Raw genomic sequence first — 13,375 nt, 5'->3', positions numbered from 1 at the left:
GGAGGACATGCTCAGCGATCTGGCCAGCGTGTGCTCCGCCATGACCACGGACCCGGACGAGCCCGGGTAGTCATGTGTCTGATCTGCTTCCGCGAGGTCGCCGGTGAGCCGGGGCCGCGCTCACGGCCGGTCATCTGAAGGCGAATCCCGAGCGGCGGCGCATTTCTTGTGCCCTTTCGCCGATGCTGGGCCGATTCCTTCGTGCGGGTCGTTTCGCGGGTATGCCCCATGCCCGTGCGTTGAGGTAGTTGGCCGCGGCCTGGGTTCGTTCGGCGAGGGTGGGGTGGGCGATTCCTCCCCGGCAGAGTTCCTGGTGGAAGAGTTCGACCGTCGCCTGGGCGATGTCGCCCGCTCTGCCGTGCAGGGGGTGGTGGGTGGCAACGGCGTCGCCGAGGACGGCGAATCCCCGCGGCCAGTGCGGCTGTTCGCCGTAGTGGTGGATGTGGCGGGGCGGAAGCCGCATCGTAGTGGGTGCGCTGACCGGCTCGGCGCCGGCTATGTGCGGGATGCTGTCGATCACGGGCCGCCGTAGGGCTGCCGGGTCCTCGTCGCCCGGTGTTTCCGTCGTCCGCGCGAGGATCCACTTCCCGTCTTCCACCGGGGCCAGGATGGTGGAGTGATCCCAGACGATGTGGGGCGGTGTGCCGGGGATTTCGTATTCCTGCTGAATGTAGGCGAGTCCGGCTCCCCGGGTTGTCCGGCGGGTGGGCGGGAGCCCGAGGGCGGTCAGCCAGTCGCGGGCGGCGGATGCCCTGCCGCTGCAGTCGACGACGAGCGGTGCGTGGACGTCTTCCATCGTGCCGTCGCCGGATCGGACGCGTACTCCGTTGATTTCGTGACGGGAGCCGAGCAGTCCCGTGGCGGTTCCGGCACGGACGGTCAGTTGGCCGTAGTAGTTGTGGTCCGTTTCCGCGTTCGCGCGCAGGGTGGTCCGGAACAGGTGCCGGCTGGAGCCGAATACCTTCAGGTACGACGCGTCCCAGCGGTTCACAGGTGCTCCGGGGGTGACTAGCCCTTCCGGCAGAGGAACCGTTCTGGCACCCGCATCAGCGAGTTGGGCCCCCAGCTCGGGCACCCACATGTCGATGTCGTGGAGGCTCCCCCAGGGCAGGAGGTGGGGGGTGGTCCCGTGCCGGTGCTGTCCGTCTCGTTCATCGCCGGTCAGCAGCAGTACGTGGTTACCTCCCCGGATGGAAGCCAGCGCTGCGAGGGTCCCCGTGAATCCGCCTCCGATGACGACGCCGTCGAAACTCATACCGTTTCCTTTCCGCCGGCCGACTGATTGAGCATGGTTTCCGGCCCGTTCACCGGCCCGGGCCTTTCATCCGGTGTGCCGATGTGCGCCCTCGGCGTGTCTTGGCGACAAGTGGTGAATAGCGCACTACCAGGGAGAGACGGATCAGGCCGACCGCGTTTGCGGCTGACTCCACGGTCCACCGGTCGGGGGGCGAGAGCGGTGGTGTGGTGCGGGTTTTGGCGATCATGGCGGCGGTGACCACGGCCGCGTCCGCTTCGAGGCGGGAGGCGGCGGGCGAGCGTCCGGCGTCGAGGGCGGAATGGTAAGCGCGTTCTCCGGCGGTGCGGTCGCAGTGCGGTGCCAGCCGGAGCAGGGCATCGTGGATGTCGCGTTCGCGCTGGAGCAGGCGCAGGTCCGGGGGCGACCACCACGGCAGCGGGGCGGCGCTGGCCGGAGGGATCTCGGGGCGCAGCTCGTTCCACAGCGGCCTGAGGGCGTGGTAGCGGCGGCCGGTGTGCCAGCGCGACATCAGGCCCTGGCCCACCGTGGGCACGAGGAATCCGATGCCGATCAGCACCGCCGATACCCCCGCGACCGCGAAGGCCGCCTGTGTGGAGAGCCAGTCGAGGTCGTGGCCGGTCCAGCGGGCGCCGATGGCCGTCGTCTTCAGGACGTCGTAGCCGAAGGCGAGGACGGAGCCGGCGGCGATCGTGAGCAGTCCGGCGCGGAGCGCGCCGCTGACCTGCCGGGACCAGCGCCAGCACAGGAGCGTCATGGTGACGGCGGCGACGGTGTGCGCGAGGAGATAGAGAAGGATCATCTCGCGGATGAACGGGGTGCTCGCGTAATAGGTGTCGAGGTCGCGCAGGCGTTCGACCGGCGCGTCCCCGAGGGCGAACAGGACCCAGATGGCGACGGCGACGGCGGCGTACGTGCCCAGGCACAGGCGGGTGGACCGCCGGGTGGCGGCGGTGTCGCCGTCGCGCCAGTGGATCAGCAGGACGATGCTGGATCCGGAGAACGCGGTCAGGATGCAGTAGACGATGGGGGCCGCGATGTTGGGCACCCCGGTCAGGCGGTTGACGGCGGCCAGCATGGGCGGGGCCCCGGTCGCGAAGACGAGAAACGCGACCGCCAGCACCGCGCAGGTCGAGCGCAGGAAGACGTCGCGGGGATTCCTGGCCAGGTCGGCGACTTTGATCAGGGTGGCGACGAGCAGGACGCCGGCGGGGACGGCGAATGCCGTTTCAGCAGTCATGTGCATTTCCGGGGATTTTCTTCAGGAGCATGGCGATTCGTATTGTTTGATTCTTTCGCAGCAGGCCGGATGGGGAGTGGGGTCCGGTGCTGTGGACCGCAAGGCGGAGGGCGGGGGGACTCCCGGGCCGCCGGGCCAAGGGGGGCGCGAGCCAGCGCCACGCGGGCCCGGCGGGACCCCAACGGGACGTCTCAGGCTCCGCGGTGGCCGAGGCTGGCCTGGATACGGGCGGCGACCCCGTCGGAGGCGGGACGGACTTCGAGGTAGGGGCGGAACGCGTTGCCCAGCAGCAGGCCAAACGTTTCTGCATCCGCCTCCTCCTCCGCCCCGGCGCTGTCGGCATGGGCGCGGGCGGCGAGACTCCTGATGGCGCCGGCGTCGAGGTCGAGCCTGGCGGTGAGGCTGCGCGCGGCGACGGCGGCTTCACGGACCGGGTGCCCTTGGCACTTTCCCTCCAGGGCGTGCCAGATCTCGTGGGCGAGGATGACCAGCTGGTGGAGGGTGGTGGTGTGGCGTTCGACCACGATGATCACGCGGTCGGCGAGGCGGATGGTGAGGCCGCTGGCGGTCCGCTCGGGCATGGGCTCGAAGTGCAGCTCGACGGGCAGCCCGGTCCGGGTCTCCAGGTAGGCCCGGATGGATTCGAAGAGGGCGTCGGCGTCGGACGGCACGGGCTGGATGCCCGCCATGATCTGGGCGCGCAGGCGGGTCATCTTGCGTTTGCTCATGAGGGCTCCACCGGGAGAAGCTCCGCGGACTCGGTCGGTAGTCGGCTTCGCTGGCGCGGTCAGGGGGACTTCGGCGACGCGGCGATACGGTCGATGAACAGCAGGAGCGCCGCTTCGGCCTCCGGGTCCATCTCCCTGTCCCCGAGCCGGAGGGCGATCCTCATCGCGGCGGGGGTGGCGACGGTGTCGGCAGAGCCGCCGGCCAGACCGCGGAGCCGGGGGATCACGTCCGCGTTCAGCACCCGCGCCAGCGCCTTCGGGGGCTCGTCGGTGAGGAACTCGACCGGAACACCGAAAAAATCCGCAATCGACTTGGAATGCGCCAGTTTAGGAATTTTCGGCTTGATCAGCAGCTGGCTGAGCCATGCCGTGGTGATGCCGCACCCCTTGGCGATCTCCCCGCGGGTGTAGGTGCGGCGCCCGACGGCCCCGTCCTCGGTCTCGTACTCGCGCTGCCGCGTCTCCGCCAGGAACCGGATCCGCCGCTGGACCTCCGCGCCGAACCCGGGCAGGGGGATCTTCCGCCCCGCGAGCAGGACCCGCAAGTCCTCCTCGGACAGCGAGGTCTCGTAGGAGAGGTGCCCGAGATCGAAGACACCTCGGCGGTCAAGTCCAGTTTGAGGCAGCAAAGTTGAGATGACCCGGAGGCTCTCAGCCAGTTGCCGGTACCCGTCAGTCACGGACACTCCCAGCGGTATCGAAGGACAACCAAAGGCCCATCAACAATCATTGACGACTGCATGGCCTTTGACCTGCGAGAACACTAGATCACGCACCGACGGTTGACGCAATCACTCGACTGTTGACGCACACGGGAAGTGCGGGCAAGATCGCACTGTGCAACCACGAAGCCATCCTCCGCGCCCCCCGAATTCCCGACCGGAAACACCCTTGCCCACTCGGACAGGGACCGAAGGGCGCCGTGCCGCGCCCGGCCGGCCGACAGCGCGACGGACAACGGGCTCGCGGCGCAGGGAACGCGGAAGTACCAGCGTTTCAGAGGTGTACAGAAGTCAAGAGCTATGTATGGACTTCCGGACCGGGTCTGTGGTGTGTTGCTGACCCGGGCGGATCCGCCCGGGAACCGAACCAGCCCGGCAACCCCGAAACGACGAGACCACCCGGCGGTTCACACGCCGCCGCAGAGGTGGGCCCAGAACGACGGCGGCGCCTGAGAGCGCGAACTCTCAGACGCCGACCGACCTGAATCAGCGGCTTGTGCCCCGGCAAGGGCCGAGCCGCCCACCGCCGCACCGAACCCTTCCACGGGACACCCGGTGCGGCATTCCTCGGAAGAGAGTTTGGCATGCCTCCCGCTCTGCGCGGAAGGCCGGGGCTCCCGGCCACCACGAAACCCCTGTTTACGACGTCGGCCGCCGGGGGTGCTGCCTGATGGCCCGGATCCGCACCATCAAGCCCGAGATATGGGAGTCCGAGGACATCGCCACGGTTTCCGTGACGGCGCTGGTGACGTTCGTCGGGCTGCTCACCCAGGCCGACGACGAAGGCCGGTTCCGGGATCACCCGGCGATCATCGCCGGGCGTATCTGGGCCCTGCGGCAGGACCACACCCCCGCGCACGTCGCCCGGGACCTTGACGAGCTGGCCGCTGCCGGACTGATCTGCCGCTACACCGGGTGCGACGGCCGTACGTATCTCCATATCGTGACGTGGGAGCGCCACCAGAAGATCAACCGCGCCAGCGAGTCGCGGCTGCCGCGGTGCTCCGGGCACCAGGCCCACCGCAACTGCGGCCGGTGCGAGGGAGGCGTCTGTCCCAACCGCACCACTTCTTCCACCCTCGTGCCCGCCGCCGCGCCGACGGCCCCGTCCACTTTCTCGGACGCTTCCCTCGCCGAACCGCTCGACGTCCCCGACACCGCCGCTGCGATCACGGAACCCTCCTCCGGCCCCGTGATCGCCGACACCGTCCCCGAGCCTCCCCCGTCCGGGCCGGTGTCGCCCCTGCCCGGACCACGGGACGCCGTTCGCCATGAAACCCCAGGTCAGGGCATGTCTGCCACGGAATTCAGTGAAGGCTCACGGCCTGGATCTGGGATCTTGGATCCTGGATCTTCCCGTAGGGGGCGCGAGGCGCCCGCACCCGGCGCCGCCCCGGGGACGGTCTCCGCGCAGGACCTGGTGGCCGAGTATGTGAAGGGCTGCCCCGCGCCGACGCCCCGGGACGTCCGCGGCCTTCTGGGCCGGAAGATCAAGGGGCTGCTGGACGAGGGCTTCGAGGCCGCCGACATCCGCACGGCGATGGACCGGCTGCGGGCACGGGCCTTGCATCCGAGCGTGCTGCCGAGCCTGGTGAACGAGGTCGTCAACCCGCCCGCCCTGGTCGGCGCCGGGGCGCCGAATGCCGCCTCCGGCGGGGCCCCATGGGCCAGCACCACCAGCGGCTACCAGCCGTACTTCAACCCCACCCCACCGCCGGCCAACGCCGTGTTCGGGAGGCCGCTGTGACCCGCACCCTCCACCGGTCCGCCGACCCGCAGCCCGCCCTGCCCGACCGGCTCCGCCGGCGCCTCGACGCCCAGCTCGCCGCCCGCGGCATCACCCCCGCCCCCGGCACGTCGCTGCCCGACGACCCGGCGCCCGAGCCCCTCCCCGCAGTGGAAGCGGCCCAGAAGCGGATCCCGTACGACTACCGAGACGCGGTCGCCGACCATCCCGCCGTCGCCGCCTGGGTCCGGACCGTCGCCGCCTCGGCCACCGCCCCCTACGCCGGAGAACGGCACGCCCACTACGGCCGTACGGGACGCCGGGAGATCCGCACCGGCCCCTCGCTGCTGCTCTGGGGGCCGACCGGTACCGGCAAAACGAGGCAGGCGTTCGGCGCGATCCGATCGCTGACCGCCGACGGATGCGCCGTACGCTGGCACGCCGTCAAGGCTGCCGACCTCTACGGCCAGATGCGCGCCCAGAGCACCGATACCGAAGCCGTCCTCCGGCACGCCATGCGCGTTGCGCTGCTCGTCCTCGACGACCTCGGCGCGGCCAAGACCACGGCCTGGACGGAGGATGTCACCTTCCGCCTCCTGGCCTGGCGCGGCGAGAACCATCTGCCGACCGTCGTCACCACCAACCTTCCCCCGGCCCCCCAGCCCGGGACCGGAACCCAGCAGCTGCGTACCGCGGTCGGCGACCGTGTGCTGTCCCGCCTGTCCGGCATGTGCACCGCGGTCGAACTCACCGGCCCCGACCGCCGCTACAGCCACCGCTGACGTTCCCGCTGCCCGCTCTCCTCCCGTCCGGCGCGGCACCTGCCCCCGCGCCCCTTGCCCGCCTCCTTCACCCGGCCATGCCCGCAGCCCGCGCGGTGACACGTGTCCACGGTCCGTGAGGCGTACCCGGAGAACCCCCATGCGCTACATCACCACCACCGACGACCGGCCGATCCTGCGCGGGATCGCCGACCACAGCTGGCACGCCCGCAGCGCCTGCCGCGACCTGCCCCCGAGCGAGTCCGACCGGCTGTTCTTCCCCCTGCCCCGCGACCACAGGTCCATCGCCGAGGCCAAGTCCCTGTGCGGCGGCTGCCCGGTGAAGAAGGCGTGCTTCAACGCCGCCCTGGAACAGGGCTCCAAGGAAGGGATCTGGGGCGGGCTGACGGAGAAGGAACGCCGACCGTGGCGGGCGAAGATCAGCAAGCGGCTCGACTACGAGCGGGTCCGCTCCGCATTCCTCGGCCGCGACGTCCACCTCTCCGACGCCGAGCGGGAGACGGTCACCCGTCACGCCTACGTCCGCGGCTGGAGCCCCGAACGCCTCGCCCACACCCTCCGCCTCGACCTGGACTACGCCCGGGACCTGATGCGCGAGGCCGCGCACGCGGTCGCCGACCGGGATAGGCACTGGGGCCTGTACGGAACCGCCGGGGACCAGGACGACGACGGGGAAAGGCCGGAGAACTCCGGGAGCGACGGCGAGACGTCGGACGACGAGCAGGACGAGAAGCCCGCGGAGGAGTTCTCCCCGGTCGCCCGGCACATCCACACCAAGGCCCTGATCACCGCGCTCGGAAAGGCCGCATGATCCCGCGCACCACCCCGCCCGACACCGCCGCATCCGCCGTCCGCGCCCCTCACCCCCCGGCTCCCGTCTCCCCCGGCCCATCCACGGCGGCGGGAAGCCGCACGATGAGCAGCCAGTCCGCCGAGCAGTGGACCCTCGTCACCGCGGGGATAGTGATCGTCGCGCTCACGGGCGCCGCGTTCTGGCTCTCCTACGCCCACCTCGCGGAAGTCGCCGGGCAGCACGGGCTCGGTCACTCCCCCGCCCGGCAGTGGGCCTGGCCCGCGACCCTGGACGCCGCGATCGTCGCGGGCGAACTCCTCATGCTCCGCGCCGGACTACGCAAGGAGGTCGACTGGTGGGCCATCGCCCTGACCGCCGCGGGCTCGGTCGGCTCGATCGCCCTCAACATCGCTGGCGTCAGCAGCACCGGCCGGGGCGGCTCCGTCCCCGTCCTCGACTACGTGGTCGCCGCCGTCCCGCCCACCGCCGCCCTGGTCTCCTTCGGAGTCCTCATGCGCCAGATCCACCGGCTCGTCGCCCACCCCGGCAATCCCATCGAGACGCCAGCAGTCGCCCCAGCACCGGCCGCCATACCCGCCATGGCCACCGATACCCATGGCGCCCCGGAGCAGCGGACCAAACCCGCCACAGGACCGAACCCCAGCACCGGGCCGGACGATTGGCCCGGGAGCGCGGACCAGACCAGCAGCAGTGCGACGGACCAGCCGAACACCGGTACGGACCACCACCCGGCGCCCGTTCCCGAGCGGACCAACCCCGCGGACCGTGCGGACCACCACCCGGCCCCCGGTCCGGTGCGGACCGACACTGCGGACCAACCGCTCGCGGACCAGAACCAGAAGGCCGCGGCCCAGGCGGACCACCTGCCGAAACGCCCCCGGACCAGCCCGGCGGACCCGACCACGACTGCGGACCAGACAGCCGCGGACCAAGAGATGGCCAGGGACCATGCCCGGACCAAGCCCGCGGACCAACCGCTCACGAACCAGGACCAAAGGGCGGCGGACCAGGCGGACCACGGCCCGGACCGGGTGCGGATCACGCCCGCGGACCAGGCCCGGCCTGCGGACCAACTGGCAGCGGACCACCGTGAGAGCAGCGCACGGACCAGCATCTCCGCAGGTCACGCCGCAGATCAGGCCGCGGACCACCAGCGGACCATCCGGCAAGCATCCTCCGGACCAGCCGCGGACCAGCCGGTGCGCGCACCTTGGTCCGGCGAGCGGACCGCGGACCACGTGGCGGACCGGACCAGCGAAACCCCTGCGGACCACCCGGCGGACCCGGTGCGGACCAATACCGCGGACCGAGACCGGACCACTGCGGACCGACCGCGGACCAAGGCCGCGGACCAACCGCCGGACCAACGAGCGGACCAGGGGCGGACCAGCCGTGCGGACCAGAGTGGTCCGGTCCGCGACAGCACCCGGACCACGGGTACGGACCAGACCTCCGTGGTCCGGGAGCACGTACGGACCACGGGCGGGGACCACGACGGCCTGGAGGAGGTGGTGGTGGTGCCGATGGAGCGGCTCGTCGAGCTGGCCCGCACCGCGGCTCTGGCGGAGGGGCGGATGACCCGCCGCGTGATCCGCCCCTACCTCCGCGCCCAGTCCATCCAGATCAGCAACGAACGCTTCACCGAACTCCAGTCTCGGCTCCATCAGGATCCGGCTCTCGCCCATCTGCCCCGATCCCAGCGAACGACCCGACAGCCATGAAGACCTGCCACCGCTTCGCCCGCATCCGCGCCAGCCACGAGCGCGACATCCGGGGCCTGCTCAACCACGCCGACCGCAACTCCGGCCGGACAGCGGGGAAGGTCAGCGCGACACGGGCCCTCGGCGCCAAACACGCCATGGCCAAGGCCCTGTCCCGCCATTTCGAGCACTGCCGCGAATGCGGCTGACCGCCCGTCCCTGAAACATCCCTGTTCGTTCGCGGTGTCCCGGCCCCGTGCCGGGCACCGCCCCCTCCCGCCACCGGAGATGCGTAATGTACCCCCCAGAACCCCGTACCAAGGCCGTCACGGCCGCCGAGGCGAGCGCCTGGACCGAAACCCTGGTCCGCCACGCACTGCTCCACGCCGCCATCCCCCTGCCGACCGGACAGTGGCTCGTCCAGCGGACCCCGACCTCACCGGTCCAGGTTCTCGCCGGACCGGCCGACGTACTGCACCTCGCCGCCCAGCTCCAGGCCCTCGCCCGCACACGCGGGAGCCGGATCCGATGACGAACCCGCCCACCGCACCCGCCCCCGGCCAGGGTTCGCCAACCACCAACTCGAAACGAGGACGAGCAAGTTATCCCATAAGTAGCACTCCCGTCGGGAGTGCTACTTATGGATTCCCCGCCCCGGGGGTGGCGGGGCCGGACCCGCGCCGGGGGGCGCGGGTCCGGGCGGATGAGGCCGGGGGCGGACCTCATCCGCAGGGGGAGACGCCCGAGTCGTGTCACGCGTCCACCTGCACGCACGCAGACAGCGTGCCGCGCCCGCCGCGCCGTAATCGTGCGCGCAAGAAGTCCGCCGACAAGCGCGTGCACATGATCGCCAGCCGCTTCAGCGACGACGAGAAGAAGCGTCTGCTCGCCGCCGCCGAAGCGTGTTCCATGACGCCGTCCGGCTTCCTCGCCCACGCCGCGCTCACAGCCGCCCGCGATCTCGACCGCACCGCCGCCGAGGTCGCCGAAGAACGCGAGATGCTCACCGAGCTGTTCGCGCTGCGCCGTCACCTCGGCCATATCGGCAACAATCTGAACCAGGTCGCCAAGACCCTCAACTCCGGAGCCGACGCCCCTCAGACCGAAGCAGTGCTCCAGGCCGTCCGCCGGGCAGCCCGACAGGTCGAGGAGTTCACCCAGCAGCGCGTACGGCAAACGGGCCCGGAATGATCCCCCGGGTCCACAAACGCGGGACGCGCACGATCGGCCTCCTCTACTACCTCTACGGCCCCGGCACCCACGAGGAGCACGTCGACCCGCATCTGGTCGCGGCCTGGGACAGCCTCGCCCCCGACCCCGGACGCGACCCCGACGCGACGTACGCCGATCTCCAGCAGCTCCTCGACCAGCCCGTCGAAGCAGCCGGAGGCCGGCGCGGGAAGCCCCACGTCTGGCACCTGTCGGTCCGGGCCGCACCCGAGGACCCGGTCCTGACGGACGAGCAGTGGGGCGAGATCGCCCGCCGGATGGTCGCGGCCACCGGCATCGCCCCGGTCGGCGACGACGCCGGGTGCCGCTGGGCAGCCGTCCGGCACGCCGACGACCACATCCACATCATCGCCACCCTGGCCCGCGAGGACGGGCGCGCCCCCCGGCTCAACAACGACGCCGCCCGCGCCCAGGCCGAGGCCCGCCGTATCGAGGCCGAGTACGGACTCCGGCGGCTCAACGCCGGTGACGGAACCGCAGCCCGGCGGCCGACCAGCGCCGAACGGCACAAAGCCACCCGCGAGCGGCGGGAGCGCACGCCGCGGGAGGAGCTGCGGGAGACGGTCCGCCGGGCGGTCGCCGGCGCCCAGGACGAGACGGAGTTCTTCGACCGGCTCGCCGCCGCCGGGCTCCTCGTACGGCGCCGGGTCGCGCCGTCGGGGGACCTGCTCGGGTACACCGTCGCGCTGACCGACGACCGCAACAAGGACGGTGAACCGGTCTTCTACTCGGGGTCGAAGCTCGCCCCCGACCTTTCCCTCCCCCGGCTCCGCGAACGCTGGTCGCGTACCGAAACCACGGTGGAGAGTCCGGAGGAGCAGGCGCCGGTGGGACACCGGCCGGTGGCCGCCGGTCCGGCGGGGGCGCGGCGGCGGGCGGCGGAGGCGGTGTGGCAGGCGGTTCTGGTCGTGGACCAGGGCGACGACAGCCTGGTGGCAGCGCAGCTGACCGGGGCCGGGGAGGTTCTCGACGCGCTGGCGAAGACCTCGGCCGCGCACACTCGCCGACAGCTCCGAGACGCCGCCTTCGCGTTCGAGCGGGCGACCCGCTCGCACGTCCGGGCCGCCGCCGGGCACGACCGGGCGCTGCGGCGGGCCGCCCGGGAACTCGTCCACGGCGGACCGGCGCTGGGCCGGGGCGAGGACGGCGCGACCACGGCGATGGTCATCGATATGGCGTTCTTCCTGGTCACCGCCGCCGCGCACTGGCACGCCCGCAAGGGGCACGAGCAGCAGGCCGCCGCCGCCCGCGAGGCCGCCGTGCATCTGCGCGCCGCCTACCGCCAGGCATCCTCATACCCGCTGGGCGTTCTCCACGAGCGGGGCCGCCGCCTCTCACTGGCGGTTCAGCGGCGGCAGGCCGCGGTCGTACGGGCCGCGCTGCCAACGGAGCTGACCGAGCAGGTCCTGGGCGAGGCGGCCTGGCCCGCGCTGGCCGCGACCCTCGCCGACGCCCAGGCCGCCGGCCACGACCCCGCCCGCCTTCTCGCCGAAGCCGCCGGACGCCGCGAACTCGATTCCGCCGAGTCCGTCAGCGAGGTACTGGTGTGGCGGCTGCGCCGCATGGCGGACCTGCCCGCCGACACCACCGCGATCCCGCCGGTCGGCAGCAGGAACACCGTGCCGTCGCAGGGCCCGGCCACCACGCCCGGCCAGCGCTCTGACCAGCAGCGGAAGGCGAGGTGAGTACACGGATTTCAGAGTTGAAGCATGACGCGTGCATAGGGCACGCTCTCGGTGTCCGCACGGGGCGAGGAAAGGGGAACGGATGTTCAATCGCAGGCGCGAGGCACGGGACCAGGAGGAGCTGCGGCGAGCCGGGCGGGAAATGTGGGACTACTTCCAGAGCATCCCGAGCCCTCTGGAGGAGCTCGACCAGGAAGAGGCAGGGGCCCTGGCAGCCGCGACAGCCGCGGTTCCCGAGCCGGACCCTGCTGAGCCCACCGTGGTGGCCGACTTCCTGCCGCCGTCGTTCGTCGCTCCGTCGCAGCGGGAGACGGCCGGGCTGATGATGCCCTGGCCCGGACCCCTGGTCGTGGACGGCGAGATCGTCACCTGCTCGCGGTGCGAGACCTACCGCGACTGGATCGTCCTCAGCACCCAGGGCCGGGTGTGGCTGCGGTGCCGCGCCGGCCACGAGACCCACGAAACCCGTCTGGACACCGCCTGGTTCAACCGCAACAGCGGCCCCATGACCGAGGAACACGGCAGCTACGAGGACGGAATCCGCTTCCTCGGCCACTAGTACCGGTCCCACTCAGCCCGCCCGCCTATCGCTCGCGCCCTTCAGCGTTACGACACCGATTCCTGTCTGCATCACCCCTGGGAGACCCATGCCCCGCCGCTCCACCTCCGCCGTCCTCACGATGACCGCCCTGTGTCTGCTCGCTCTCCCGGCCTGCTCGGCGAACACCCCCTCCACCTCTCCGGCAAACGGAGGCGTGTCCGCCCCGGTGGCCACGGCGCCGGGGAAGAGTGAGGCGACCACGGACGGCCCGGTGCTCTCCTCCGGGCAGTTGCGGGACCGGCTGCTGACCGCGGAAGACCTCGGCGAGGGCTACGTCCCGAAGCCCCAGCGGGTTCCCGGGCAAGGGGCCGGGCGGGACGATGTGACCGTGATCGGCTGCCCGGCGCTGGAGAAGCTCGGGGGCGAGGCGGGTGCCGGTGGTTCGCTCGACTTCCCCCGCCGCGCGAAGGCCGCCTTCACCTACACCGGCGGCCGGGACGCGGAGCTTTCCACCGAGCTCTACAGCGACACCACCGCCCGGCTGTCGACGGGGACGGGGCGGATCTTCGCCGCCATGGCCTCGTGCCCCGTGTACCAGGTCGTCCTCGGCAGCACGCCCGTGAAGGTCGCCACGCAGAAGCTGCCCGCCCCGGACCTCGGCGACGAGGTGTGGTCGCAGCTGCTGACGTTCACCGCCGCCGGACGCGACAGCGTCGTCAAGCAGACCGCGGTCCGCGCGGGGACGGTGCTGGTCGTCGTCTCCGGCTCACCGGCCCTGGTCGATACCCACGTCGAGAAGGCGCTAGCCAAGGCCGCCCCGGCGGCATGAACGCGAATGGGCCGGCCCCCGCAATCTGCGGGGGCCGGCCCATGGGCGGTGGGGATACCGGGGGTCTGTCGTGGGGGTGGAGGGGGCACGGCGCGGGCCGGCAGCGGCCGCGGCGCACGGGGC

The 13,375-nt window shown here is 71.7% G+C and carries 13 protein-coding genes and 1 pseudogene; 10 read left to right on the top strand and 4 right to left on the bottom strand.

Annotated elements, in window-relative coordinates:
* Positions 1-130 precede the first annotated feature (130 nt).
* The 4 genes from AB0G74_RS08470 to AB0G74_RS08455 all read right to left on the bottom strand — a co-directional run bounded on the left by AB0G74_RS08470 (position 131) and on the right by AB0G74_RS08455 (position 3,903).
* A complete protein-coding gene (locus tag AB0G74_RS08470; RefSeq protein ID WP_361142037.1) occupies positions 131-1,255 on the bottom strand; it encodes a hypothetical protein in 1,125 nt (374 codons plus the stop codon).
* 49 nt (positions 1,256-1,304) lie between these two features.
* Positions 1,305-2,495 carry an MAB_1171c family putative transporter gene (locus AB0G74_RS08465; RefSeq protein ID WP_361142036.1) on the bottom strand — a complete coding sequence of 397 codons (1,191 nt, stop codon included), beginning with the start codon at positions 2,493-2,495 and terminating at the stop codon, positions 1,305-1,307.
* 191 nt (positions 2,496-2,686) lie between these two features.
* Positions 2,687-3,223, bottom strand: a complete 537-nt coding sequence (locus AB0G74_RS08460) for a toxin-antitoxin system, toxin component (RefSeq protein WP_361142034.1) — start codon at positions 3,221-3,223, stop codon at positions 2,687-2,689.
* A gap of 59 nt (positions 3,224-3,282) precedes the next feature.
* Positions 3,283-3,903: a helix-turn-helix transcriptional regulator gene (locus AB0G74_RS08455; protein ID WP_361142032.1), complete on the bottom strand. Its 621-nt coding sequence runs from the start codon at positions 3,901-3,903 to the stop codon at positions 3,283-3,285.
* 712 nt (positions 3,904-4,615) lie between these two features.
* Here AB0G74_RS08455 and AB0G74_RS08450 point away from each other — a divergent pair.
* From AB0G74_RS08450 to AB0G74_RS08405, 10 genes and pseudogenes are all read left to right on the top strand, one after another.
* A complete protein-coding gene (locus AB0G74_RS08450) occupies positions 4,616-5,692 on the top strand; it encodes a hypothetical protein (RefSeq protein WP_361142030.1) in 1,077 nt (358 codons plus the stop codon).
* The gene (locus AB0G74_RS08445) at positions 5,689-6,453 is read left to right on the top strand and encodes an ATP-binding protein (protein WP_361142028.1); all 765 of its coding nucleotides are present in this window, start codon (positions 5,689-5,691) and stop codon (positions 6,451-6,453) included. Before AB0G74_RS08450 ends, AB0G74_RS08445 begins: the two co-directional genes overlap by 4 nt.
* A 139-nt stretch (positions 6,454-6,592) precedes the next feature.
* Entirely contained in the window at positions 6,593-7,264 is a 672-nt protein-coding gene (locus AB0G74_RS08440; protein ID WP_361142026.1) for a WhiB family transcriptional regulator, read from the top strand.
* A 104-nt stretch (positions 7,265-7,368) separates the two neighbouring features.
* Positions 7,369-7,782, top strand: a pseudogene (locus AB0G74_RS08435) (DUF2637 domain-containing protein); the annotation flags it as partial.
* Positions 7,783-8,984: 1,202 nt separating this feature from the next.
* The gene (locus tag AB0G74_RS08430) at positions 8,985-9,176 is read left to right on the top strand and encodes a hypothetical protein (protein ID WP_361142025.1); all 192 of its coding nucleotides are present in this window, start codon (positions 8,985-8,987) and stop codon (positions 9,174-9,176) included.
* A gap of 86 nt (positions 9,177-9,262) precedes the next feature.
* Positions 9,263-9,499 carry a hypothetical protein gene (locus tag AB0G74_RS08425; RefSeq protein ID WP_361142024.1) on the top strand — a complete coding sequence of 79 codons (237 nt, stop codon included), beginning with the start codon at positions 9,263-9,265 and terminating at the stop codon, positions 9,497-9,499.
* Positions 9,500-9,810: 311 nt separating this feature from the next.
* Positions 9,811-10,158 carry a plasmid mobilization relaxosome protein MobC gene (gene mobC, locus AB0G74_RS08420; RefSeq protein ID WP_361142022.1) on the top strand — a complete coding sequence of 116 codons (348 nt, stop codon included), beginning with the start codon at positions 9,811-9,813 and terminating at the stop codon, positions 10,156-10,158.
* Positions 10,155-11,882, top strand: a complete 1,728-nt coding sequence (locus AB0G74_RS08415; protein WP_361142020.1) for a relaxase/mobilization nuclease domain-containing protein — start codon at positions 10,155-10,157, stop codon at positions 11,880-11,882. The genes mobC and AB0G74_RS08415 overlap by 4 nt, the downstream gene beginning before the upstream one ends.
* A gap of 82 nt (positions 11,883-11,964) precedes the next feature.
* Complete coding sequence (locus tag AB0G74_RS08410) at positions 11,965-12,441, top strand: hypothetical protein (RefSeq protein WP_361142019.1); 477 nt, start codon at positions 11,965-11,967, stop codon at positions 12,439-12,441.
* A gap of 88 nt (positions 12,442-12,529) precedes the next feature.
* Complete coding sequence (locus tag AB0G74_RS08405) at positions 12,530-13,252, top strand: hypothetical protein (protein WP_361142017.1); 723 nt, start codon at positions 12,530-12,532, stop codon at positions 13,250-13,252.
* Positions 13,253-13,375: the final 123 nt, after the last annotated feature.

The organism is Streptomyces sp. NPDC020875 (assembly GCF_040641415.1).
Lineage (GTDB): Bacteria > Actinomycetota > Actinomycetes > Streptomycetales > Streptomycetaceae > Streptomyces.
The sequence above is the reverse complement of the archived record's forward strand: the minus strand, read 5'-3'. Positions and strand labels throughout refer to the sequence as shown.